Below are 24454 nucleotides of genomic sequence, written 5' to 3'. Positions count from 1 at the left end.
CACCGAGTTGATGCCAACGCAGGCAAGCCAGCTCCCACATTTTTTAATCGTGTTCAGCCGTGATTATTGCTGAGTCAGTTGCGACCACAACGCCGGCGCGCCCGCCGACTTGGCAATCGCTTCCAGGCGCGCCGCATGCTCAGCCAGATCCTGCTCGCTGGCACGGATGATGGTGGTCGGCTTGCGATCCGCCGCCAAACGGCGGATTTCCGAAGGACGGTTGCCCGAACCTTCCGCCGAGCCGCTGCCATCGGAAGCATTACCGGCCAGGGACAGGCTGGTCTGCCCGCCGGTCATGGTCAGGTAAACGTCGGCGAGAATCTCGGAGTCGAGCAAGGCGCCGTGCAATTCACGGCCAGAGTTATCAACCCCATAACGTTTGCACAACGCATCCAGGCTGTTGCGCTGGCCGGGGTGACGCTCACGGGCCATCATCAAGGTATCGAGAATCGAGCAGTGCTGGGAGATATCCGCACGCTCGGTCTGCCCCATCAGGGCAAACTCGTTATTGATGAACCCGACGTCGAACGCCGCGTTATGGATGATCAGTTGAGCGCCGTTGATGAACTCGAAAAACTCGTCCGCCACTTCAGCAAAGCGCGGCTTGCCCTTGAGGAATTCATCCGTAATACCGTGGACGCCAATTGCGCCCTCGTCACTGTCACGATCCGGTTGCAGGTAGACGTGAAAGTGACGCCCGGTGAGGCGGCGACCCATCAATTCGACACAGCCGATTTCAATGATCCGGTGACCATCGGTCACCGGCATGCCGGTGGTTTCGGTATCGAGTACAACAGATCGGATGGCCATCAGGGTTCAGCTCTCAACGGTGGTGTGCAGTGTGATGTGAATCAAGGGGCGCGATGTTAACACGTCAGCCGGCTCAGCTCTGTTTGTAGCCCCGAACTTCATCCACGCCACGGTTGGCCAATTGATCGGCGCGCTCGTTGCCCGGGTGGCCGATGTGCCCGCGTACCCATTTCCAGGTGATGTCATGGCGGTTGCATTGCTCATCGAGGAGTTGCCACAGGTCGGCATTCTTTACCGGCTCTTTGGCCGCGGTTTTCCAGCCGCGCTTCTTCCAGTTGACCATCCACTCGTTGATGCCCTTCATCACGTATTGCGAGTCGGTCACCAACAGCACGTCACAGCGACGCTTGAGTTCTTCCAGGCCGCGAATGGCGCCCATCAGCTCCATGCGGTTGTTGGTGGTGTTGGCTTCGCCGCCCCACAGTTCCTTCTCCACACCTTTGCACACCAGCAACGCGCCCCAGCCGCCGGGGCCAGGGTTGCCCTTGCAGGCGCCATCGGTGAAGAGTTCTACGGTATCGGTCATCAGTTGCTCGGTCTTCAATCAAAAAGAGGGGTTACGGTTCGCTCTGCTTGCGGTTGACCTTGGCCATCGGCATCGGCACCAGCTTGCCCATGGGCTGACGCGCCACCTGACGCACCGGCCGCAGCCCGACCACGATCTTGCGCGCGACCAATAAATAGAAGCCACCGCCCGACAGTTGCCAGGCACCCGCCCGGCGCTCCCAGCCGGCCAGCCGCCCTTGCCACTTGGCAGACGCAAGCGGCGGACGATAGCACCCGAAGCGGCGTTTCTCCAGCGCGAAGCCCAGCAGGTTCAACCAGTCGCCCACCCGCGACGGCGCGATGCAACGCGCCTGGCGCAAGCCGTCATGGGCGAACACATGGCGCAGGCCCCAACTGCTCCAGGGGTTGATGCCGATGATCAGCAAATGGCCACCTGGGCGCACGCTGCTGGCGGCCTCGCGCAGCAAACCGTGGGGCGACAGGCAGAAATCCAGGCCGTGCTGCAGCACCACTACATCGGCGGCATGTTCGCTCAGCGGCCAGGCCTGTTCCTCGCACACAATCTCGACCCCAGGCAACGGCGCGCCCAGGCGCACATTGCGTTGCACCTGCGGCGCAGCGGGCGGCGTCTGGGCCGACGGGCCGTAGTGCACCAGGTAGCCACCAAAGAACCGGCCCAGCTCGTCTTCGAGCATGCGCCGCTCTTCGTCCAGCAAAAATTGCCCGATCGGCCCGGACAGCCAATCACGGGCTGCGCTGATCAGGGCCAGCCATTCAGGATCGGCCTGGGCGAACGCTTTATCAGTCATTGCATTCTCCAATTCGCCTAGACGTTCTAAGATGCACCAAAGTGTTCAGCTTGGCGAATCGAAGAATGATACAGATCAGTGCCCTGCCCGCCTTCACCGATAACTACATCTGGTTGTTACAAGACCCTGATACCCTACGCTGCGCCGTGGTCGACCCCGGCGATGCCGCGCCGGTGCTGGCCTGGCTCAAGCAAAACCCTGGGTACAGGCTCAGCGACATCCTGATCACCCACCACCACCATGATCATGTCGGCGGCGTCGAACAGCTCAAACATGAAACCGGCGCCAAGGTTTACGGCCCGGCGAACGAAAAGATCCCGGCGCGGGACGTGGCCCTGCACGATAACGCGCGCATCAACGCGCTCGGCTGGGACTTCGACGTTTATAGCGTGCCCGGCCACACCCTCGGCCATATCGCCTATTACCACCAGGGCGTGCTGTTTTGTGGCGATACCCTGTTTGCCGCCGGCTGCGGGCGCCTGTTCGAAGGCACCCCGGAACAAATGCACGCCTCGCTAGCGCGCCTGGCCGCCCTGCCCGCCGACACGCTGGTGTACTGCACCCATGAGTACACGCAAAGTAACCTCAAATTTGCCCACGCCGTGGAACCGGACAATGCCGATATCGCCGAACGCGTCGAGACCGTCAAGCAATTGCGCGCCCGTGGTGAAATGACACTTCCCTCCAACCTGGCCCTGGAAAAACGTACTAACCCTTTCCTGCGTACCGCCGAAACATCCGTTAAACAAAAAGCGGACGAACGGAACGGTCGCGACAACCGCACTGGGGCCGAGGTGTTTGCTAGCTTGAGGGCTTGGAAAGATAAGTTCTAAGCGGATGCAATCTGATACGGAATTTCTGAATGGTTGACCGGAACCAAAGCGCTTTCTAGAATCGCCCGACATTTTTGCCCGGAACTTACTTCCAGCCAATGTCGTCATCTATTCGTAAATCCATTTCTTCAGACGCATTGACCCGCCTGGCTCAAGCCGTGGCGGTGGCCGTTTCCGCGACTCTGGCGGGCTGCCAATCGACCAATTTCGCTGCACAATCCACCGTGCAACCCAAACCCAATCTTGCTGCCAAGATCAAGCAAAAACCTATTTGGCTCTCAGAGAAGCCTAGCCCCGAAGTGCCCCAGGATGTCTGGGAACGCATGCGCCGGGGCTTTCAATTGCAGGACGGCCTGGGTGTGAACCCGCGCATCGAGCAACAACGCTTGTGGTTCGCCAGCAACCCGTCCTTTTTAGAGAACGCCGGAGAACGCGGCAGCCTCTACATTCATTACATCGTCGAACGCCTTGAAGAACGCAACATGCCCCTGGAGCTGGCGCTGCTGCCAGTGATCGAAAGTGCCTACAACCCGATGGCCTATTCGCGCAGCGATGCGGTCGGCCTGTGGCAGTTCATCCCCTCCACCGGGCGCTACTTCAACCTGCGCCAGACCCGCGCCTACGACGGCCGCCGCGATATCACCGCCTCCACCACCGCCGCCCTGGACTATCTGACGCGCCTGCATGACATGTTCAACGGCGACTGGCTGTTGGCCCTGGCGGCCTACAATGCCGGCGAAGGCACGGTCAGCCGGGCCATCGAGCGCAACGAAAAGCTCGGCCTGCCCACCGACTACTGGAACCTGCCCCTGCCTCAGGAAACCAAGGACTACGTGCCCAAGTTCCTGGCGCTGTCCCAAGTGGTGCTGGCCCCCGAGGCCTATGGCGTCAACCTGAGCCCGATTGCCAACACGCCGTACTTCGAAGTGGTTGAAGTCAAGCAAAGCATGGACCTGTCCCGGGTTGCCGCGCTGGCCGAGATCGACGAAGACGAACTGTTCCAGCTCAACCCGGCCCTGAAACAACGCACCACCCTGGACGGCCCGCAGCATTTGCTCGTGCCAAGCTCCAAGGCGCAGTTGCTCACCAGCACCCTTTCGACGATGAAGCCCGAAGAATTGCTGGCGATGCGCCCGAAAAAGCAGGTGTTCGACGAAGTTGAGAGCACACGGGTGGCCGGGCGTACCCGCAACTACAAGGTCCGCAGTGGCGACAACCTCACGCTGATCGCCAAGGCGAACAAGGTCGATGTACATGACCTGCAGCGCTGGAACAAACTCAATGGCCAGGCCCTAAAGGTCGGCCAGACCCTGGTGATGCAGGACACCCGCAAACTGGTGGCCAGCAGCAAGAAACCGGTGCAGTACAAGGTCAAGAAAGGTGACTCGCTGTACATCGTCGCCAAGCGCTTCAACGTCGAGATGCAACATCTCAAGCGTTGGAACCCGCGTACTGGCCAGGCACTCAAGCCAGGCCAGATGCTGGTGGTTTCCGGGCCTAGATAAAGTCCCGTGGGGACTGGCTTGTGTGGGAGCTGGCTTGCCTGCGATGCAAACACCTCGGTGTGTCAGGCACACCGAGTTGATACTATCGCAGGCAAGCCAACTCCCACATTTGATCTTCACCCAATCCGATACCTTCCCAACCCTGACCCCAGTGTTTTCAGCGACCTTTTTCCAACCGGAACAAGCTGTTACTGTACCGATCATAAAGCCCAAGCCGCCTGGATCGGATCTCTGACTTGAAGCGTCCCCTCCTTCTACTAATAAGTCTGGCCTTGAGCTTTGCTGCGAACGCGACGATTACCGAGAGCCACGGTTACACGCAGTTCGGCACACTCAAGTACCCGGCCAAATTCACCCACTTCGACTGGGTAAACCCTGCAGCGCCCAAAGGCGGGACATTGCGGGTCATGGCATTTGGCACCTTCGACACCCTCAACCCCTACACCTTCAAGGGCACCAGCCCGGTTTCCACGCCCAATTTCCTGCAATACGGCGTCAACGAGCTGAACGAGCCGCTGATGGTCGGCACCGGCCAGTACGCGCCGTCCGGTGACGAGCCCACCTCCAGCTACGGGCTGATTGCCCAATCGGTGGAGTACAGCGAGGACCGCAGTTGGGTGGTGTTTAACCTGCGCCCGGAAGCGCGCTTCCATGATGGCAAGCCGATCACCGCTTATGACGTGGCATTTTCCTATCGCACCCTGCTCACCGAAGGCCACCCGCAGTACCGCACCAACCTGCAGGAAGTGGCGCGGGTCGACATTCTCAACCGCCATCGCATCCGTTTTGTGTTCAAACGCGCCGGCAACCCACTGCTGATCCTGCGCCTGGGCGAACTGCCGGTTCTGCCCCAGCATTACTGGAAGAACCGCGACTTCAAGGCCACCACCTTCGAGCCGCCTTTGGGCAGCGGGCCGTATCGCATCACCAAGGTCACCCCGGGCCGCCAGCTGGTGTTCGAGCGGGTCAAGGATTACTGGGGCAAAGACCTGCCGGTCAACCAGGGGTTCTACAACTACGACAAGGTCGAAGTGGAGTTCTACCGCGACAGCGACGTGGCCTTCGAAGCCTTCAAGGCCGGTGAATTCGACCTCTATATCGAACACCAGGCCAAGAACTGGGCCACCGGCTACAACTTCCCCGCGGTCAACCGCGGCGACGTGATCAAGGCGCAGATCGCCCACCAGATCCCGACCCAGAGCCAGGGCTTGTTCATGAACACGCGGCGGCCGATCTTCAGCCAGACCAAAGTGCGTGAAGCCCTGGGGTTGATGTTCGATTTTGAATGGACCAACCGCACCCTGTTCAGCAGCGCCTATAAACGCACGCTCAGTTACTACCCCAACAGTGAGTTTTCTGCGACCGGCGTGCCAGTGGGGCATGAATGGCTGATGCTCTCGCCCTACCGCGACCAGTTGCCGCCCAACCTGTTCACTCAAGCCTTCAGCCTGCCGCAGACCGACGGCCGCGGCATCCCGCGCGAGACGTTGCGCCGCGCCCTGGCCTTGCTCGGCGAAGCGGGCTGGAAACTCTCAGACCAGCGGCTGCTCGACAGCAAGGGCCAACCGCTGCGCTTCGAGATTCTGCTGGTCAACCCGAACCTTGAACGCATCCTGCAGCCCTACGTCGAAAACCTCAAAAGTATCGGCATCGACGCGCGCCTGCGCACGGTTGACCGGGCGCAATACAAGCAGCGCCTGGATCAGTTCGACTACGACATGATCCTGATCACCCTCAACCAGACCTTGAGCCCGGGCCTTGAGCAGTGGCAGTACTTCCACTCCAGCCAGGCGGCCATCAAGGGCAGCAAAAACTACGCCGGCATCGCCAACCCGGTGGTCGACCACCTGCTCGACCAACTGCTGGCGGCGCAGACCCGCGAAGAACAATTGGCCGCCGGCCGCGCCCTCGACCGGGTGCTGCTGTGGCAGCACTACAGTATTCCCAACTGGTACCTCAACTATCATCGCTTGGCGTACCGCAACCGGTTCGCCTTTGTCACCACGCCGCCCTATAGCCTGGGTTTGAGCGCGTGGTGGCTGAAAGCTTCGGAGAAAGCCCAATGATGACCTTGCGCACCGCCCTGTTTGGCGCCTTGTTAGCGTGCGGCGCAGCCAATGCCGCGCCGCAACATGCGCTGACCCTGTACAGCGAGCCACCCAAGTACCCCGCCGACTTCAAGCATTTCGACTATGTAAACCCCGACGCGCCCAAGGGCGGCACCTTCCGTGAATCGAGCATAGGCGGCTTCGACAGCCTCAACCCTTACATCAGCAAGGGCGTGCCCGCAGACAACCTGCCGCTGATCTACGACACCTTGGCCATGCAAAGTCTGGACGAGCCCGTCACCGAGTACGGCCTGGTGGCCGGCAAGATCGAAAAGGCTCCGGATAACAGTTGGGTGCGCTTCTACCTGCGCCCCGAAGCGCGCTTCCATGATGGCCACCCGATCCGGGCCGAAGACGTGGTATTCACCTTCCAGGCGCTGATCAAGGACGGTTCGCCGCTCTACCGCAACTATTACGCCGACGTCGACGAAGTGGTCGCCGAAGACCCGCTGCGTGTGCTGTTCAAGTTCAAACGCACCAATAACCGTGAATTACCGCTGATCCTCGGCCAACTGCCGGTATTGCCCAAGCATTGGTGGGCAACGCGCGACTTTGCCAAGGGCAACCTGGAAATACCGCTGGGCAGCGGGCCGTACAAGGTCGCCGAGGTCAAACCGGGACGCATGGTGCGCTATGAGCGGGTCAAGGATTACTGGGCCAAAGACCTGCCGGTGACCCAGGGCTTCTACAACTTCGATAACCGCATCACCGACTACTACCGTGACAGCACCGTGGCGCTGGAAGCCTTGAAAGCCGGGCAGTTCGACTATTGGCTGGAATTCAGCGCCAAGAACTGGGCCAACGCCTACAACATTCCGGCCGTGGCCCAGGGCCGGTTGATCAAGGAAGAAATTCCCAACGGCAACCCCACCGGCATGCAGGGGTTTGTGTTCAATACGCGCAAACCGATGTTCCAGGATGTGCGGGTGCGCAAGGCCATCAGCCTGCTGCTGGATTTCGAGTGGAGCAACAAACAGCTGTTCAATGGCGCCTACACCCGCACCCGCAGCTACTTCGAAAACTCGGAGATGGCCGCCACCGGCCTGCCCGGCCCGGCGGAAACCGCCATCCTGGCGCCGTTTCGCGACAAGCTCCCCGCCGAAGTCTTCACCCAAGCCTTCGAGCCGGCCAAAACCGACGGCAGCGGCATGATCCGTACCCAGCAGCGTGAGGCTTACCAGCTGTTGCAGGAGGCTGGCTGGAAGATCGTCGACGACAAGATGGTCGACGCCACCGGCAAGCCGGTAAACATCGAGTTTCTGTTGACCCAGACCGATTTCGAACGGGTGCTGCTGCCCTTCAAGCGCAACCTGGCAGACCTTGGGATCAACCTGGTAATCCGCCGCGTTGACGTTTCGCAATACATCAACCGCCTGCGCTCGCGGGACTTCGACATGCTGGTAGGCAGCTTCCCGCAGTCCACCTCGCCGGGTAACGAGCAGCGCGAATTCTGGTCGTCCGCCGCCGCCGACAAATCCGGCAGCCGCAACTACATGGGCCTCAAGGACCCGGTGGTCGACCAACTCGTCGAAGAACTGATCAACGCCGACTCGCGCCAAAGCCTGGTCGACCATGCCAAGGCGCTGGATCGGGTCTTGCAGTTTGGCTACTACGTGATTCCCAACTGGCACATCAAGACTTACCGCGTGGCGTACTGGGATCACTTGGGCCACCCCAAAGTCCCGCCACGTTACGACGTCGGCACGGCCACCTGGTGGGCCAAACCTGAAGTCAAACCTGCCGTCGACACTGTCCAGAACGCCGACCCGGCGAGCGGAGGCGATTAAATGCTGGCCTATATTGTTCGCCGCCTGTTGCTGATCATCCCCACACTGTTCGGGATCCTGCTGATCAACTTCATCATCATCCAGGCCGCCCCCGGTGGCCCGGTGGAGCAGATGATCGCCAAGCTCGAAGGGTTCGACGGCGCCACCAGCCGCATTGCCGGTGGCGGCGCCGAGGTCTCGGTGGCCGGTTCCAGCTACCGCGGCGCCCAGGGCCTGGACCCGGCGCTGATCAAGGAAATCGAAAAGATGTACGGCTTCGACAAGTCGGCGCCGGAACGCTTGTGGATCATGGTCAAGAACTACGCACGGCTGGATTTTGGCGACAGCTTCTTTCGCGACGCCAAGGTCATCGACCTGATCAAGGAAAAGATGCCGGTGTCCATCTCCCTCGGGTTATGGAGCACGCTGATCATGTACCTGGTGTCGATCCCGCTCGGCATCGCCAAGGCTACCCGGCACGGCAGCCACTTTGACGTGTGGACCAGCTCGGCAATCATCGTCGGCTATGCCATCCCGGCGTTTTTGTTCGCGATTTTGCTGATCGTGGTGTTTGCCGGCGGCAGTTACCTGGACTGGTTCCCCTTGCGCGGGCTGACCTCCAACAACTTCGAAGAACTAAGCTTAGGCGGCAAGATTCTCGACTATTTCTGGCACCTGGCCCTGCCCGTCACCGCGCTGGTCATCGGCAACTTCGCGACCATGACCCTGCTGACCAAAAACAGCTTCCTCGACGAAATCAACAAACAGTACGTGGTCACCGCCAAAGCCAAAGGCCTGACCAACCACCGCGTGCTCTACGGCCATGTGTTTCGTAATGCCATGCTGCTGGTGATTGCCGGTTTCCCCTCGGCATTTATCGGGATTTTCTTCACCGGTTCGCTGTTGGTCGAGGTGATCTTTTCCCTCGATGGCCTGGGCCTGATGAGCTTTGAAGCGGCGATCAACCGCGATTATCCGGTGGTGTTCGGCACGCTGTTTATCTTCACCTTGCTGGGGCTGATCGTGAAGCTGATCGGCGACCTCACCTACACCCTGGTCGATCCGCGTATCGACTTTGCCAGCCGGGAGCATTGAGATGAACCTGTCCCCCCTCAATCGCCGCCGGTTCGAGCGTTTCAAAGCCAACAAACGTGGCTGGTGGTCGCTGTGGCTGTTCCTGATTCTGTTCGTGCTCAGCCTGGGCGCCGAGTTGATCGCCAACGATAAACCGCTGGCAGTCCATTACGACGGTGGCTGGTATTTCCCGGCGCTTAAACGCTACCCGGAGACCACGTTTGGCGGCGAATTCCCGCTGGAGGCCAACTACAAAAGCCCGTATATCCAGGAACTGCTCAAGGCCAAGGACGCCTGGACGCTGTGGGCGCCCATCCCGTTCAGCTACCAGAGCATCAACTACGACCTGAAAGTCCCCGCGCCAGCGCCGCCGTCTTCGGTGAACCTGCTGGGCACCGACGACCAGGGCCGCGATGTGCTGGCGCGAGTGATCTACGGCTTTCGTGTGTCGGTGCTGTTTGCCCTGACGCTGACCGTGCTCAGCTCGATCATCGGCGTCATCGCTGGCGCCTTGCAGGGTTTCTATGGCGGCTGGGTCGACCTGGCCGGCCAGCGTTTCCTGGAGATCTGGTCGGGTTTGCCGGTGCTGTACCTGCTGATCATCCTCGCCAGCTTTGTGCAGCCCAACTTCTGGTGGCTGCTGGGCATCATGTTGCTGTTTTCGTGGATGAGCCTGGTGGACGTGGTGCGCGCCGAGTTCCTGCGCGGGCGCAACCTGGAATATGTACGTGCCGCCCGAGCGCTGGGCATGCAGAACGGCGCGATCATGTTCCGGCATATCCTGCCCAATGCCATGGTCTCGACCATGACGTTCATGCCGTTCATCCTCACCGGTGCCATTGGCACCCTCACCGCCCTGGATTTTCTCGGTTTCGGCCTGCCGGCCGGTTCGCCGTCCCTGGGCGAACTGGTGGCCCAGGGCAAATCCAACCTGCAAGCGCCGTGGCTGGGCATGAGTGCGTTTGCCGTGTTGGCGATCATGTTGAGTTTGCTGGTGTTTATCGGCGAGTCCGCTCGCGATGCCTTCGACCCGAGGAAATGAGATGAATCAGGACAATCTGATCGAAGTCCGCGACCTCTGCGTCGAGTTCGTCACCGGCGAGCATCACCATCGCGTGGTCAACAATGTCAGCTTCGATATCAAGCGCGGCGAAACCCTGGCACTGGTCGGCGAAAGCGGCTCAGGCAAATCGGTGACCGCCCATTCGATCCTGCGCCTATTGCCCTACCCGCTGGCGCGTCACCCGGCCGGCACCATCAGCTATTCCGGGCATGATCTGCTGACCCTCAAAGAGAAAACCATCCGGCATATTCGCGGCAACCGCATTGCGATGATCTTCCAGGAGCCAATGACCTCGTTGAACCCGCTGCATTCGATCGAGAAGCAGATCAACGAAGTGCTCGGCCTGCACAAAGGCCTGACCGGTAAAGTCGCGACCCGGCGCACCCTGGAACTGCTTGAGCTGGTGGGCATCCCCGAGCCGCACAAGCGCCTCAAAGCCCTGCCCCACGAACTGTCCGGCGGCCAGCGCCAGCGGGTGATGATCGCCATGGCGTTGGCCAACGAGCCCGAACTGCTGATCGCCGACGAACCGACCACGGCCCTCGACGTCACCGTGCAATTGAAGATCCTGGAACTGCTCAAAGAGCTGCAGGCCCGGCTGGGCATGGCATTGCTGCTGATCAGCCATGACTTGAACCTGGTGCGGCGCATCGCCCATCGTGTGTGTGTGATGCAGCAGGGTTGCATCGTTGAACAGGCTGATTGCGAGACGCTGTTTCAGTCGCCCCAGCACCCTTACACCCAGGAACTGCTGGCGGCGGAGCCCAGCGGTGGGCCAGCCAGTAACGAGGTCGGGCCGCCACTCCTGGAAGTCGACGACCTGAAGGTCTGGTTCCCGATCAAAAAGGGCTTTTTGCGCAACACCGTCGATTACGTCAAGGCGGTGGACGGCATCAACTTCAGCCTGCCCCAGGGCCAGACGCTGGGCATCGTCGGTGAAAGCGGCTCGGGCAAGTCCACCCTGGGCCTGGCGATTTTGCGCTTGATTGCCAGCAAAGGCGGGATTCGCTTTGAAGGCCAGCAGCTTGACCGCTTGACTCAGCAACAGGTGCGCCCGCTACGGCGGGAGATGCAGGTGGTGTTTCAAGACCCGTTCGGCAGCTTGAGCCCGCGAATGTGTGTGAGCGAGATCGTTGGCGAAGGCTTGCGTATCCACAAAATGGGCACGCCGGCCGAGCAGGAACTGGCGATTGTTGCAGCGCTCAAGGAAGTGGGCCTGGACCCGGAGTCGCGACATCGTTACCCCCATGAGTTTTCCGGTGGGCAGCGTCAACGCATCGCCATCGCCCGTGCCTTGGTGCTCAAGCCCCGCTTGATACTGCTCGATGAACCGACGTCCGCGCTGGACCGCACGGTGCAGCGGCAAGTGGTGGAATTATTGCGGGGGCTGCAGGCCAAGTACAACCTGACGTACCTGTTTATCAGCCATGATTTGGCGGTGGTGAAGGCCTTGAGTCACCAGTTGATGGTGGTCAAGCATGGGCAGGTGGTGGAACAGGGGGACGCGGCGGGGATCTTTGCGGATCCGCAGCATGCTTATACGCGGCAGTTGTTGGAAGCTGCGTTTTTGGTGCCTGCTGTTGTGGTTTGATCGTGTACATATCCGTTATTTAGGTAACGGCGGCCTATGGTTCCGCTCTTACAGCGGGTCACTTTTGCAGGGCGTGCCAAAAGTGACCCGCCGTAAGGGCGGAACCCTAAGTGGCCGTTACCGCAGCAACGGATATGTACTCAATCAACCCAACCCACCACAAGATGGAACTTTGCCAACAAAAAACCACCTGAATCCGGTAGGCTCACCCTTTTTACTTCAAGGAGTTACCCCCATGGCCAAAGCCACCGCCCGCCACATCCTCGTTTCCACCGAAGACAAGTGCAACGAACTCAAGGCCCAGATCGAAGGCGGCGCCGATTTCGCAGAAATCGCCAAAGCCAACTCCAGCTGCCCATCCAGCCGCGACGGTGGCAACCTGGGTTCGTTCGGCCCAGGCCAGATGGTCAAGGAATTCGACACCGTTGTCTTCAGCGCCCCCGTCAACACCGTGCAAGGCCCGGTAAAAACCCAGTTCGGCTACCACCTGCTGGAAGTCACCAGCCGCCAGGACTGATCCCGTACGCGCTGATGCTATAAACAACGGCCCGCCTTTTGGTGGGCCGTTGTGCATCAAGTGACTGGCAACCCATAAGCCGTTAACGTACAAATCCCTATTACTGTTCACCCGGCGCTCAAGGCTGATAATGCGATTGGTTTTTTCCACAAAACTCTTCAGCTCCACCCTGGCCCTGCTACTGGCCAGCACCGCCGTGATCGCGGCCCCGCAAACCTACCTCACGGTCTACGGCGAACCGGCCAAGTACCCCACCGGCTTCACCCATTTCGACTACGCCAACCCCAACGCGCCCAAAGGCGGCAGCCTGCGACGCTCAGCCATCGAAATCGGGCGCTTCGACCATGTATTGCCGTACATAGACAAAGGCATCGGCGTCTCCCAGGTCGACGGCTGGCTCTACGCCCCGCTGGCCCAGCGCTCCCTGGATGAGCCCTACACCGTTTACGGCCTGGTCGCTGAAAAAATGGAACGCGCCGACGACGGCCTGTCGCTGCGCTTCTACCTCAACCCCAAGGCACGCTTTGCCGATGGCACGCCGATCACCGCCGAAGATGTACGCTACAGCTTCGACCTGCTGATGACCCAAGGCAGCCTGCGCTTTCGCACCCTGTTCGCCGACGTCAAACACGTCGAAGTCGAAGGCGAGCGCCAGGTGCGCTTCGACTTTTCCAGCAATGAAAACCGCACCCTGCCTCTGGATATCGCCACCCTGCCGGTATTCCCCGAGCATTGGTGGAAAACCCGCGACTTCGCCAACGGTGGCGGCTACGAAGCGCCGCTGGGCAGCGGCCCGTACAAAATCAGCAAAATCGACTCCGGCAGCACCATCACTTTCACCCGCGACCCCGACTGGTGGGGCAAGGACTTGCCCGTCAGCCGGGGCCTGTACAACTTCGACCACTTGAGCCTGGAGTACTTCGGCGACACCGAGGTGGCCCGCCAGGTGCTGCGTGGCGGCGCCTATGACTTCAACCGCGAGTTCTCCGCTACGGGCTACTCCATCGGCTACAACGGCCCGGCCCTCGACGATGGCCGCCTGCAACGTGCGCACTTGGCCAAGGAGATGCCGCAACCGGCCCAGGGCTACGTGTTCAACGTGCAAAAACCGATGTTCAAGGACCGCCGCGTGCGCCAGGCGCTGGCGATGCTGTGGGACTTCGAATGGGCCAACCGGCAGATGATGCGCAATATGTACATCCGCCAGCAGAGCTTCTTCTCCAACAGCCCGCTGGCTGCAAGCCAACCGCCGACCCCAGAGGAACTGGCGATTCTTGAGCCACTGCGCGGCCAGGTGCCGGACGAAGTGTTCACCCAGGTGTTCAAGGCGCCGGTCACCGACGGCAGCGGCATGATCCGTGACAAACAGCTGCAAGCCCTGGCACTGCTGGAAGCCGCCGGCTGGACACCCAAGGGCGACAAGCTGGTCAACGCCGACGGCGAGCCACTGGAGTTCACCTTCCTCAATGCCCAGGCCGGCCTTGAGCGCCTGTTGCTGCCGTACAAGCGCAACCTGGCGCAGATCGGCATCACCCTGAATATCCGCCGCATAGACTCGTCCCAGTACGTCAACCGCATCATGGCCCGCGACTACGACATGATCGTCATCGGCTTCCCGGTCACCACGTCGCCAGGCATGGAGCTGTACAACTACTTCGGCTCGCAGGCCGCCTACGACCCTGGTGCGAACAACTACATGGTGCTCAAAGACCCCGCCGTCGATACCCTGATCAGCGGGCTGGTCAAAGCCAACACCCAGGCGCAGATGCTCACCTATGCCCATGCCCTGGACCGCGTGCTGCAATGGAATTACCTGTGGATCCCCAACTACTACCCACCGGGCACCTCGGCCGCGTGGTGGAACCGCTTTGGTCGTCCAGCCATCGAGGCCAAGAACGACGAAGCGCTGGAAACCTGGTGGGAAATCAGCTCCACACCACTGACGAATGAGCAAATGAACGCCGAGTTGAAAAAACGCGGAGGAACGCGCTGATGTTTGCCTATATCGTGCGGCGCCTGCTGCTGATTATCCCCACGCTGGTGATCATCCTGCTGGTCAATTTCGTGATCGTGCAGGCCGCGCCCGGCGGCCCGGTTGAACAAGCCATTGCCCACCTGCAGGGCATCGGTGGCGGCGGCATCGGCGGTGGTGGTGGCGAAGCCGTCAACGGCTCGCGCGCCAGCCGTGGCCTGGACCCCAAATTGATCAAGGACATCGAAAAGCAATACGGCTTCGACAAGCCCGCGCCGGAACGTCTGTGGCTGATGCTCAAGAACTACGCCCAACTGGATTTCGGTAACAGCTTCTTTCGCGGCAAAAGCGTGATCGACCTGATCCTGGAAAAAATGCCGGTGACCATTTCCCTCGGTTTATGGGCCACCTTGATCACCTATCTGGTGTCGATCCCCTTGGGGATTCGCAAGGCCGTGCGCCACGGCAGCAGCTTTGACGTGTGGAGCAGCACCGCGATTGTCATCGGCTATGCGATGCCGGCCTTCCTGTTTGCGATGTTCCTGATCGTGCTGTTCGCCGGTGGCACCTCGCTGAACTGGTTCCCGGTGCGCGGGCTGGTCTCGGAGAACTTCGACGAACTCAGCACAATCGGCAAAATTGCCGACTACTTCTGGCACCTGGTGTTGCCCGTCACCTCGTTGGTGATCGGCGGGTTCGCGACGCTGACCATCCTCACCAAAAACTCATTCCTGAATGAAATCACGCGCCAATACGTGGTCACCGCCCGTGCCAAGGGCTTGAGTGAACGCCGGGTGCTCTACGGCCATGTGTTTCGCAACGCCATGCTGCTGGTGATCTCGGGGATTCCCCAGGCATTTATCAGCGTGTTTTTTGCCGGTTCCCTGTTGATCGAAGTGATCTTTTCCCTCGATGGCCTGGGCCGCATGAGCTACGAAGCCGCCGTATCCCGCGACTACCCGGTGGTCTTTGGCTCGTTGTTTATCTTCACCCTGTTCGGGCTCTTGATAAAACTCATCGGTGACCTCTGCTACACCCTGGTGGACCCGCGTATCGACTTCGCCGCGAGGAACGCCTGATGCTTAATCTGTCTCCGGTGGCCCGTCGGCGTTTCGAGCGCTTCAAGAAGAACCGCCGTGGCTGGTGGTCGCTGTGGCTGTTTATCGGCCTGTTTATCCTGACCCTGGGCGGCGAGTTGATCGCCAATGACAAACCCTTGGTGCTGAGCTTCAAGAACGAGCTGTATTTCCCGGTGTTCAAGCGCTACACCGAGCAACAGTTCGGCGGCCAGTTGCCCTTCCAGGCCGACTACCGCAGTGACTACGTGCAAAAGCTGATCAAGCAGGACGGCGGCTGGATGCTGTTCCCGCCGATCCCGTTCAGCGACGACACGCCCAACTACGAACTGACCCGCCCTGCCCCCAGCCCGCCCTCGGCGGTGAACTGGCTGGGCACCGATGATCAATCCCGCGATGTGCTGGCGCGGGTCATCTTCGGCGCACGGGTGTCGATCCTGTTTGCCCTGGCACTCACCGCCATCAGTGCCGCCATCGGCATCGCCGCCGGTGCCTTGCAGGGCTATTACGGCGGCTGGGTCGACCTGCTCGGTCAGCGCATTCTGGAAGTGTGGTCCGGACTTCCGGTGCTGTACCTGCTGATCATTTTGTCCGGCTTTGTCGAACCGAATTTCTGGTGGCTGTTGGGGATCATGGCGCTGTTTTCCTGGCTGGCCCTGGTGGACGTGGTGCGCGCCGAGTTCCTGCGCGGGCGCAACCTGGAATACGTCAAGGCCGCACGCGCCCTGGGCCTGGGCGATGGCAAGATCATTCGCCGGCATATCCTGCCCAACGCCATGACCGCCACCTTGAGCTACCTGCCGTTTATCTTGACCGGAGCAATTTCAACCTTGAGCGCCCTGGATTTTCTCGGGTTCGGCATGCCCGCCGGCAGCGCGTCCCTGGGCGAACTGATTGCTCAGGGCAAGCAAAACCTGCAAGCGCCCTGGCTGGGCCTGACGGCATTTTTCACCTTGGCGCTGATCCTGTCGCTGCTGGTCTTTATCGGCGAGGCATTACGTGATGCCTTCGACCCACGCTCATGAGTAATTGCGTATGAACCTGATCGAGATCCGCGACCTCAGCGTCGCCTTCAGCGGCCAGACCGTGGTGAGCAAACTGTGCCTGGACGTGCGCCCTGGCGAATGCCTGGCCTTGGTCGGCGAGTCGGGTTCGGGCAAGTCGGTCACCGCCCACTCGATTCTGCAATTGCTGCCAGACGCGGGCACGCACACCACAGGCTCGGTGAAGTATCGCGGCCAGGAGCTGATCGGCGCGTCGACGGCCACCTTGCAAAAGCTGCGCGGCAACCGTATTGCGATGATTTTCCAGGAGCCGATGACCTCGCTCAACCCGCTGCACAGCATCGAAAAACAGATCGGCGAAACCCTGCTGCTGCACAAGGGCCTGGGCGGCAAGGCGGCGCAGTCACGCATTCTTGAGCTGCTCGAACTGGTGGGCATCCAGAAACCCCAGGAGCGCCTCAAGGCTTACCCGCATCAACTCTCCGGCGGCCAGCGCCAGCGGGTGATGATCGCCATGGCCCTGGCCTGCGAGCCGGAGCTGCTGATTGCCGACGAACCCACCACCGCGCTGGACGTGACCGTGCAGCGCAAGATCCTGCTGCTGCTCAAGTCGTTGCAACAACGCCTGGGCATGTCGCTGCTGCTGATCAGCCATGACCTCAACCTGGTGCGCAGCATTGCCCAGCGTGTGTGTGTAATGCGCGCCGGGGAGATTGTCGAGCAGGCCGACTGCGAGACGCTGTTCACTGCGCCGCAACACCCCTACAGCCGCCTGCTGCTGGATGCCGAGCCGTCCGGCGATGCGCTGTGCAGTGATGAACGTGAGACGGTGTTGCAAGTCGACGACCTGAGCGTGCAATTCCCCCTCGGCGGCGGGCTGTTCAGGCGCAAAACCTGGCTGCGCGCAGTCGACGGCATTAGCCTTAGCGTGCAGCGCGGCAAAACCTTGGGGATTGTCGGCGAGTCCGGCTCGGGCAAATCCACCCTCGGCCAGGCGATCCTGCGCTTGCTCGATTCCACCGGCAGTATCCGTTTTCAGGGTGAAGCCCTCGACCCGCTGAACAACCAGCAGATGCGCCCATGGCGCAAGCAGATGCAGGTGGTGTTCCAAGACCCGTTCGGCAGCCTCAGCCCGCGCATGTCGGTGCAACAGATCATCAGCGAAGGCCTGGAAGTGCACGCGCCGTGCAGCCTGGCCGACCGCGATGCGCAAGTGATCCAGGTGCTCAAGGACGTGGGCCTCGACCACGCCAGCCGTCATCGTTACCCCCATGAGTTTTCCGGTGGCCAGCGTCAACGCATCGCGATCGCCCGCGCCTTGGTGCTCAAGCCTGCGCTGATGCTGCTGGATGAGCCGACCTCAGCCCTCGACCGCACCGTGCAGAAACAAGTGGTGGCGCTGTTGCGTGAACTGCAGGAAAAATACGGCCTGACCTATCTGTTTATCAGCCACGACCTGGCGGTGGTGCGGGCCATGGCCCACGACATGATCGTGATCAAGGACGGCAAGGTGGTGGAGCGCGGCGCGAGCCATGTGGTGTTCGATACGCCGCAACATCCTTACACCAAAGAGCTGCTGGCGGCGGCGCACATCCCCTTGTAGGCGCTGGCTTGCCTGCGATGGCGATCTTGAGGACGCCATCGCAGGCAAGCCAGCGCCCACAGGACCGTATTCCAATCATATTTTGCGTTGGCAGTGTGAGCATGAATATCAGCGACAGCCTCAAGGACTACCAGCAGGTTCGCGGCCTGGCCATCCAGTCGCTGTTCGAGATCATCGAGCAGTCCAGCGAAGGCACGGTGATAGTCGATCGCGACGCGAATATCGTGTGGATGAACGAGCGCTACGCCAAACGTTTTGGTCTTAAAAGCGCCGATGAAGCCATCGGCCAGCCGTGCGAGCAGGTGATTTCCAATAGCCTGTTACGCCAGGTGGTGCGCAACGACCAGCCGATTCTGCTGGATATCCAGGACACGCCCAAAGGCCCGTTGGTGGTGATGCGCCTGCCGATCCACGATGACGCAGGCGCGGTGATCGGCGCGATCGGGTTTGCGCTGTTTGATGAGCTGCGCAACTTGTCGCCGCTGATCGAGCGCTACCTGAGCATGCAGCAGGAGCTGGCCTCCACCCGTTCGCTGCTGCGTTCACGCCAGAGCAAATACAACTTCGCGCATTTTATTGGCACCAGCGCGGCCAGCCTGGAAGTCAAACGCCGGGCACGACGCAGTGCGAGTGCCGAGTCGCCCGTGTTGCTGCTGGGCGAAACCGGCACCGGTAAAGAGTTGCTGGCCCAGGCCATCCACGGCGCATCAACGCGCGCCCATAAAGCATTTGTCAGCATCAACAGCGCGGCCATTCCCGGCGACCTGCTCGAAGCCGAGTTCTTCGGCACCGCACCAGGCGCCTTCACCGGCGCCGACCGCAAGGGCCGCCCCGGCAAGTTGCAAATCGCCCAGGGCGGCACGCTGTTCCTCGATGAAATCGGCGACATGCCACTGCCGCTGCAAAGCAAACTGCTGCGGGTGTTGCAGGAAAAGGAATACGAGCCGGTGGGCTCCAACGAAATGGTGCACAGCGATGTGCGGGTGATCGCGGCCACGTCCATGGACCTGGAAGCGGCGATCAAGCGCGGCGAATTCCGGGCGGACTTGTATTACCGCCTGAACGTGCTGCCGATCCAGGTGCCGCCGTTGCGTGAGCGCCTGGAAGATATTCCGGCGTTGAGCGAGGCGATTCTTGAAGAGTTGCGCAGCCAGCATGAGCTTGACCGCGAAGCCTTGGCGTTGCTGGCGCAGCACGCGTGGCCGGGGAATATCCGTGAACTGCGCAACGTACTGGAACGCGCGGCGTTGTTGAGTGATGACCTGGTGCTGGATGCCGAAGAGATTCGCGCGGCGATCGGCACGTTCAGCCCGGTGGCCCGTGGGCGGGTGGAGACGGTCGAGGGCGAGACATTTGCGGCGGCGCGGGAGCGCTTTGATCGGCAGGTGATTGCGGCGGCACTCAAGGCCTGTGAAGGCAATGTGGTGGAAGCCGCCAAGCGGTTGGGGCTGGGTAGATCGACCCTGTACAAAAAAATGGTGGCATTGGACATGAGCGAGTCTCAATAAATAGACACAATTCCACAAACAAAGACAGCCCACTGTGGGAGCTGGCTTGCCTGCGATAGCGGCCCATCAGTCAATACCTATTGAGCTGAACCACCGCTATCGCAGGCAAGCCAGCTCCCACTTTTGATCCTTGCCAGTCTCAAAAAAGAGACAATCTCAAGAATTGCACCCGCACAAAATAATAATATCTATATATTTCAACAACTTAGTCAATTGGCACACATCTCGCTATAGCCCCTCTCCAACGCACCACCCCCACAAAAATAACAATTCGATCTGGAGACACACCATGAGTGTGATCATTGCCCTGGCAGCCCTCGCGCTGCTGATGCTGGCCGCCTACCGTGGCTACAGCGTGATCCTGTTTGCCCCCATCGCCGCCCTCGGCGCCGTGCTGCTCACCGACCCCTCCGCCGTCGCCCCCGCGTTTACCGGGGTGTTCATGGAGAAAATGGTCGGCTTCATCAAACTGTATTTCCCGGTGTTCCTGCTCGGCGCGGTGTTCGGCAAGCTGATTGAGCTGTCGGGCTTTTCGCGCTCGATTGTGGCCGCCGCCATCCGCTTGCTTGGCACGCGCCAGGCGATGCTGGTGATTGTGCTGGTCTGCGCCCTGCTCACCTACGGCGGCGTGTCGCTGTTTGTGGTGGTGTTTGCGGTGTACCCGTTTGCGGCGGAGATGTTCCGCCAAAGCAACATTCCCAAGCGCCTGATCCCGGCGACCATCGCCCTCGGTGCGTTTTCGTTCACCATGGACGCCCTGCCCGGCACGCCGCAGATCCAGAACATCATCCCCAGCACCTTTTTCAACACCACCGCCTGGGCGGCGCCGTGGCTGGGTTTGATCGGCACGGTCTTCGTGTTCTGCACCGGCATGCTCTACCTGGCGCGCCAGCGCAACAAGGCACAACGCGCCGGTGAAGGTTATGGCACCGAGCTGCGCAACGAGCCGGAAACCGCCGACAACCTGGCGCTGCCCAACCCGTGGGTCGCGCTGTCGCCGCTGATTCTGGTGGGCGTGATGAACCTGCTGTTCACCCACTGGATCCCGCAGTGGTACGGCAAGACCCACAGCCTCAGCCTGCCGGGCATGAGCGCGCCGGTGACCACCGACATCGCCAAGCTCACGGCGATTTGGGCGGTGCAGGCGGCGTTGCTGGTGGGCATCGTCATGGTGCTGGTGTTCGGCTGGTCGGCGATCAAAAGCAAACTCGCCGAAGGCAGTAAAAGCGCGGTCAGCGGCGCGCTGCTGGCGGCCATGAACACCGCCTCGGAATACGGCTTTGGCGCGGTGATCGCCTCGCTGCCGGGCTTTCTGGTGCTGGCGGACTGGCTCAAGGGCATCCCCAACCCGCTGGTCAACGAAGCGATTACCGTGACCCTGCTGGCCGGTATCACCGGCTCTGCCTCCGGCGGCATGAGCATCGCCTTGGCGGCCATGTCCGAGAGCTTTATTTCGGCGGCCCATGCGGCCAATATCCCCCTTGAAGTGCTGCACCGGGTTGCGGCCATGGCCAGTGGCGGCATGGACACCCTGCCCCATAACGGCGCGGTCATCACCCTGCTCGCGGTCACCGGGTTGACCCACCGCGAAGCCTACAAGGACATCTTCGGCATCACGATCATCAAGACCCTCGCGGTGTTCGTGGTGATCGGTACTTTCTACGCCACTGGCATTGTGTGAGGTTTTCATGACGACTTTGAATGGCAAGACCGCCCTGGTTACCGGCTCTACCAGCGGCATCGGCTTGGGCATCGCACTGAGCCTGGCCAAGGCCGGCGCCGACCTGATCCTCAACGGCTTCGGCGACGCCAGTGCGGCGGTCGCCCAGGTGCAGGCGTTCGGCGGCAAGGTCGGGCATCACCCGGCGGACGTCAGCGACCCGGCGCAAATTGCCGACATGTTTGCCTACGCCGAGCGCGAGTTCGGCGGCGTCGACATTCTGGTCAACAACGCCGGTATTCAGCACGTGGCGGCCGTGGAAGACTTCCCGGTGGAACGCTGGGATTCGATCATCGCGATCAACCTGTCGTCGGTGTTCCACAGCACGCGCTTGAGTTTACCGGGCATGAAGGCCAAGGGCTGGGGGCGCATCGTCAATATCGCGTCGGTGCATGGTTTGGTCGGTTCGGTGGGCAAGGCGGCCTATGTGGCGGCCAAACACGGCGTCATCGGATTGACCAAGGTGGTGGGCCTGGAGACCGCCACCGGTAACGTCACCTGCAATGCCATCTGCCCAGGCTGGGTGTTGACGCCGCTGGTGCAAAAGCAGATTGATGATCGCGCGGCCAAGGGCGTTGATCCGCAGCAGGCGCAGCATGATTTGCTGGCCGAGAAACAGCCGTCGCTGGAGTTTGTGACGCCGCCACAGCTGGGTGAGTTGGTGTTGTTCCTGTGCAGTGAAGCTGGCGCCCAAGTGCGCGGCGCCGCGTGGAATATCGACGGTGGTTGGCTGGCCCAGTAAATCAGGCACTGAAGATCACTTGTGGGAGCTGGCTTGCCTGCGATAGCGGTGGGTCAGTAACCAATGAGCTAACTGACCCACCGCTATCGCAGGCAAGCCAGCTCCCACAGTTTCGACCTGTGTTGGCTGGAGGTTTTGTACAAAAACAAGAGATTGCGCAAATGTCCGAGATCCTCTGGCAACCCTCCCCCGAACGCATCGCCAACACGCGAATGGACCAGTTCCGGCACTACATCAACCAACGCTACAGCCTGCAGCTGCGTGACTACCCCGCCCTGCACCAATGGAGCATCGACCAGCGCGCCGACTTCTGGCAGGCGATCGTCTCGTTTTTTGAGGTGCAGTTTCGCAGCCCGCCCAGCACCACGCTGATCGAAGGCGCGGCAATGCCCAGCGCCGAGTGGTTCCCAGGCGCGACCCTGAACTTTGCCGAACACCTGCTGCGCCGTCGGGATGCTCACCCGGCGGTGGTGGCGGTCAGCGAAGAGGGCCAGCGCGAACAACTGACCTATGCCGAACTGGCCGAGCATGTCGCAGGCTTGCAGCGCAGCTTGCGGGCGGCCGGTGTAACCCAGGGCGACCGCGTGGCTGCGTGCATGCCCAACACCTGGCAAACCCTGGTCGGCATGCTTGCCACCACCAGCCTGGGCGCGATCTGGTCGTGCTCCTCGCCGGACTTCGGCACACAAGGCGTGATCGACCGTTTCGGCCAGATAGAACCCAAAGTGTTGATCACCTGCGCGGGCTACCGCTACGCCGGCAAAAACATCGACCAAAGTACCAAACTCAATGAAATCCTCGAACGCCTGCCGTCCCTGGAACAGTTGATCATCGTGCCGTATGCCCGGCCCCAGGCGCGCGTCGAGGACTACCGCACCCACGCCAGGGTCGCACTGTGGAACGACTTCTACCAACCCGGCGGCGAGCCTGAATTTGTCGCGGTGCCGTTCGATCATCCGCTGTATATCCTGTACTCCAGCGGCACCACGGGCGTGCCCAAGTGCATCATTCACGGCACCGGCGGCGTGCTGCTCACCCATCTAAAGGAACACGGCCTGCACGCCGACCTGTCGCGCGAAGACTGCCTGTTCTACTACACCACCTGCGGCTGGATGATGTGGAACTGGCTGGTGTCAGTGCTGGCCCTGGGTGCCACGGCGGTGCTGTATGACGGCTCGCCGTTTCACCCCGGCCCCGAGCGGCTGATCGACCTGATCGACGCGGAAAAAATCAGCGTATTCGGTACCAGCCCCAAGTTTCTAGCCACCCTGGAAAAGGCTGGCCTGCAACCGCGCCTGAGCCACGACTTAGGCAGCCTCAAAGGCCTGATCTCAACCGGCTCGCCGCTGTCGCCGCAGAGTTACGACTATGTGTACCGCGAGATAAAGGCCGAGTTGTGCCTGTCGTCAATGTCGGGCGGCACCGATATCGTCTCCTGCTTTGTGATCGGCAACCCGGTGCTACCGGTACGGCGCGGCGAAATGCAGTGCAAGAGCCTGGCCATGGCCATCGAAGTGTGGGACGGCCAGGGCCAGCCGCTGGTCGGGGAAAAAGGCGAGCTGGTGTGTACCCGGCACTTTCCGGCCATGCCGATTGGCCTGTGGAATGACCCCGACCAGAAAAAACTGCGGGCTTCGTATTTCAGCCAGTTCCCCGGCGTGTGGGCCCAGGGCGACTACGCCGAGCAGCGCCCCAATGGCAGCCTGCTGATTCATGGGCGCTCCGACGCGGTGCTCAACCCCGGCGGTGTGCGCATCGGCACCGCAGAAATTTATCGCCAGGTGGAAAAAGTCCCGCAGGTCCTGGAAAGCCTGGCCATCGGCCAACGCTGGCAGGACGATGTGCGGGTGGTGTTGTTTGTGCGGCTCAACGAAGGCATCACGCTGGATGACGCGCTGGAGCAGCAGATTCGTCAGGTGATCCGCGCCAACACCACGCCGCGCCATGTCCCGGCGAAGATCCTCGCCGTCAGCGACATACCGCGCACCATCAGTGGCAAGATCGTCGAGCTGGCGGTGCGCAATGTGGTGCATGGCGAGCCGGTCAAAAACACCGATGCCCTGGCAAACCCGCAGGCGCTGGAACAGTTTCGCAACCGCCCTGAGCTGGCGGACGGATGAAAGGTTTCAGCTCTGACGCACTGATTTGAAGACAACGCCTCAATGCATGCTATTTTTCGAGGGGTAGTCAGCCGTTCCCGTCTCGCGGGATAATCGGCTGTTGTCGTATTTCAAAGTGTCAGGTGC

The 24454-nt window shown here is 61.0% G+C and carries 19 protein-coding genes; 16 read left to right on the top strand and 3 right to left on the bottom strand.

The genetic code is table 11. The features are described from left to right. Window positions 1-63: 63 nt before the first annotated feature. The 3 genes from dnaQ to HBO41_RS21710 all read right to left on the bottom strand — a co-directional run bounded on the left by dnaQ (window position 64) and on the right by HBO41_RS21710 (window position 2126). Window positions 64-804, bottom strand: coding sequence for a DNA polymerase III subunit epsilon (gene dnaQ, locus HBO41_RS21720; RefSeq protein ID WP_169987818.1), 741 nt, complete (start codon window positions 802-804; stop codon window positions 64-66). 79 nt (window positions 805-883) lie between these two features. Continuing rightward, a complete protein-coding gene (gene rnhA / locus HBO41_RS21715; protein WP_017136932.1) occupies window positions 884-1336 on the bottom strand; it encodes a ribonuclease HI in 453 nt (150 codons plus the stop codon). A 31-nt stretch (window positions 1337-1367) separates the two neighbouring features. Next, on the bottom strand, window positions 1368-2126 hold the full coding sequence (locus tag HBO41_RS21710; RefSeq protein ID WP_017136933.1) for a class I SAM-dependent methyltransferase: 759 nt from the start codon (window positions 2124-2126) through the stop codon (window positions 1368-1370). A 65-nt stretch (window positions 2127-2191) separates the two neighbouring features. On the opposite strand from HBO41_RS21710, the gene gloB reads away from it, so the two are divergent. The 16 genes from gloB (at window position 2192) to HBO41_RS21630 (ending at window position 24328) form a co-directional block, all read left to right on the top strand. Continuing rightward, entirely contained in the window at window positions 2192-2959 is a 768-nt protein-coding gene (gloB, locus tag HBO41_RS21705; RefSeq protein ID WP_099549131.1) for a hydroxyacylglutathione hydrolase, read from the top strand. A gap of 98 nt (window positions 2960-3057) precedes the next feature. Further along, complete coding sequence (locus HBO41_RS21700) at window positions 3058-4464, top strand: transglycosylase SLT domain-containing protein (protein ID WP_056859491.1); 1407 nt, start codon at window positions 3058-3060, stop codon at window positions 4462-4464. A gap of 236 nt (window positions 4465-4700) precedes the next feature. Continuing rightward, entirely contained in the window at window positions 4701-6530 is a 1830-nt protein-coding gene (locus HBO41_RS21695; protein ID WP_017136935.1) for an extracellular solute-binding protein, read from the top strand. Beyond that, a complete protein-coding gene (locus HBO41_RS21690; protein WP_169987666.1) occupies window positions 6527-8359 on the top strand; it encodes an extracellular solute-binding protein in 1833 nt (610 codons plus the stop codon). Before HBO41_RS21695 ends, HBO41_RS21690 begins: the two co-directional genes overlap by 4 nt. Continuing rightward, on the top strand, window positions 8360-9433 hold the full coding sequence (locus tag HBO41_RS21685) for a microcin C ABC transporter permease YejB (RefSeq protein ID WP_017136937.1): 1074 nt from the start codon (window positions 8360-8362) through the stop codon (window positions 9431-9433). It begins immediately after the preceding gene. Between the two features lies 1 nt (window position 9434). After that, window positions 9435-10454: an ABC transporter permease gene (locus HBO41_RS21680; protein ID WP_012723835.1), complete on the top strand. Its 1020-nt coding sequence runs from the start codon at window positions 9435-9437 to the stop codon at window positions 10452-10454. Window position 10455: 1 nt separating this feature from the next. Continuing rightward, window positions 10456-12066, top strand: coding sequence for an ABC transporter ATP-binding protein (locus HBO41_RS21675; RefSeq protein WP_099549134.1), 1611 nt, complete (start codon window positions 10456-10458; stop codon window positions 12064-12066). A 235-nt stretch (window positions 12067-12301) separates the two neighbouring features. Further along, entirely contained in the window at window positions 12302-12583 is a 282-nt protein-coding gene (locus HBO41_RS21670; protein ID WP_010210937.1) for a peptidylprolyl isomerase, read from the top strand. 130 nt (window positions 12584-12713) lie between these two features. Next, entirely contained in the window at window positions 12714-14576 is a 1863-nt protein-coding gene (locus tag HBO41_RS21665) for an extracellular solute-binding protein (RefSeq protein ID WP_169987663.1), read from the top strand. Beyond that, the gene (locus tag HBO41_RS21660) at window positions 14576-15634 is read left to right on the top strand and encodes a microcin C ABC transporter permease YejB (protein ID WP_138453618.1); all 1059 of its coding nucleotides are present in this window, start codon (window positions 14576-14578) and stop codon (window positions 15632-15634) included. The genes HBO41_RS21665 and HBO41_RS21660 overlap by 1 nt, the downstream gene beginning before the upstream one ends. Further along, on the top strand, window positions 15634-16656 hold the full coding sequence (locus HBO41_RS21655) for an ABC transporter permease (RefSeq protein WP_043050504.1): 1023 nt from the start codon (window positions 15634-15636) through the stop codon (window positions 16654-16656). The genes HBO41_RS21660 and HBO41_RS21655 overlap by 1 nt, the downstream gene beginning before the upstream one ends. Window positions 16657-16666: 10 nt before the next feature. Then, complete coding sequence (locus HBO41_RS21650; protein WP_169987661.1) at window positions 16667-18238, top strand: ABC transporter ATP-binding protein; 1572 nt, start codon at window positions 16667-16669, stop codon at window positions 18236-18238. 101 nt (window positions 18239-18339) lie between these two features. Further along, window positions 18340-19746 carry a sigma-54-dependent Fis family transcriptional regulator gene (locus HBO41_RS21645; protein WP_169987659.1) on the top strand — a complete coding sequence of 469 codons (1407 nt, stop codon included), beginning with the start codon at window positions 18340-18342 and terminating at the stop codon, window positions 19744-19746. Window positions 19747-20035: 289 nt separating this feature from the next. Continuing rightward, window positions 20036-21427, top strand: coding sequence for a GntP family permease (locus tag HBO41_RS21640; protein ID WP_099489563.1), 1392 nt, complete (start codon window positions 20036-20038; stop codon window positions 21425-21427). Window positions 21428-21434: 7 nt separating this feature from the next. Further along, window positions 21435-22208: a 3-hydroxybutyrate dehydrogenase gene (hbdH, locus tag HBO41_RS21635; protein WP_099549137.1), complete on the top strand. Its 774-nt coding sequence runs from the start codon at window positions 21435-21437 to the stop codon at window positions 22206-22208. A 161-nt stretch (window positions 22209-22369) separates the two neighbouring features. Then, window positions 22370-24328: an acetoacetate--CoA ligase gene (locus HBO41_RS21630; RefSeq protein WP_169987657.1), complete on the top strand. Its 1959-nt coding sequence runs from the start codon at window positions 22370-22372 to the stop codon at window positions 24326-24328. Window positions 24329-24454: the final 126 nt, after the last annotated feature.

This window comes from Pseudomonas sp. WS 5146 (assembly GCF_012985495.1).
In the GTDB taxonomy this organism is placed as follows: Bacteria; Pseudomonadota; Gammaproteobacteria; order Pseudomonadales; family Pseudomonadaceae; genus Aquipseudomonas; species Aquipseudomonas edaphica.
This window is presented reverse-complemented; position numbering and strand designations above follow the sequence as displayed.

What these genes read in the sequence shown, in the direction of transcription:
- rnhA (WP_017136932.1), bottom strand. Translation starts at nt 1,336, where the DNA reads ATGACCGATACCGTAGAACTCTTCACCGATGGCGCCTGCAAGGGCAAC.
- HBO41_RS21710 (WP_017136933.1), bottom strand. Translation starts at nt 2,126, where the DNA reads ATGACTGATAAAGCGTTCGCCCAGGCCGATCCTGAATGGCTGGCCCTG.
- gloB (WP_099549131.1), top strand. Translation starts at nt 2,192, where the DNA reads ATGATACAGATCAGTGCCCTGCCCGCCTTCACCGATAACTACATCTGG.
- HBO41_RS21700 (WP_056859491.1), top strand. Translation starts at nt 3,058, where the DNA reads ATGTCGTCATCTATTCGTAAATCCATTTCTTCAGACGCATTGACCCGC.
- HBO41_RS21690 (WP_169987666.1), top strand. Translation starts at nt 6,527, where the DNA reads ATGATGACCTTGCGCACCGCCCTGTTTGGCGCCTTGTTAGCGTGCGGC.
- HBO41_RS21685 (WP_017136937.1), top strand. Translation starts at nt 8,360, where the DNA reads ATGCTGGCCTATATTGTTCGCCGCCTGTTGCTGATCATCCCCACACTG.
- HBO41_RS21680 (WP_012723835.1), top strand. Translation starts at nt 9,435, where the DNA reads ATGAACCTGTCCCCCCTCAATCGCCGCCGGTTCGAGCGTTTCAAAGCC.
- HBO41_RS21675 (WP_099549134.1), top strand. Translation starts at nt 10,456, where the DNA reads ATGAATCAGGACAATCTGATCGAAGTCCGCGACCTCTGCGTCGAGTTC.
- HBO41_RS21670 (WP_010210937.1), top strand. Translation starts at nt 12,302, where the DNA reads ATGGCCAAAGCCACCGCCCGCCACATCCTCGTTTCCACCGAAGACAAG.
- HBO41_RS21665 (WP_169987663.1), top strand. Translation starts at nt 12,714, where the DNA reads ATGCGATTGGTTTTTTCCACAAAACTCTTCAGCTCCACCCTGGCCCTG.
- HBO41_RS21660 (WP_138453618.1), top strand. Translation starts at nt 14,576, where the DNA reads ATGTTTGCCTATATCGTGCGGCGCCTGCTGCTGATTATCCCCACGCTG.
- HBO41_RS21655 (WP_043050504.1), top strand. Translation starts at nt 15,634, where the DNA reads ATGCTTAATCTGTCTCCGGTGGCCCGTCGGCGTTTCGAGCGCTTCAAG.
- HBO41_RS21650 (WP_169987661.1), top strand. Translation starts at nt 16,667, where the DNA reads ATGAACCTGATCGAGATCCGCGACCTCAGCGTCGCCTTCAGCGGCCAG.
- HBO41_RS21645 (WP_169987659.1), top strand. Translation starts at nt 18,340, where the DNA reads ATGAATATCAGCGACAGCCTCAAGGACTACCAGCAGGTTCGCGGCCTG.
- HBO41_RS21640 (WP_099489563.1), top strand. Translation starts at nt 20,036, where the DNA reads ATGAGTGTGATCATTGCCCTGGCAGCCCTCGCGCTGCTGATGCTGGCC.
- hbdH (WP_099549137.1), top strand. Translation starts at nt 21,435, where the DNA reads ATGACGACTTTGAATGGCAAGACCGCCCTGGTTACCGGCTCTACCAGC.
- HBO41_RS21630 (WP_169987657.1), top strand. Translation starts at nt 22,370, where the DNA reads ATGTCCGAGATCCTCTGGCAACCCTCCCCCGAACGCATCGCCAACACG.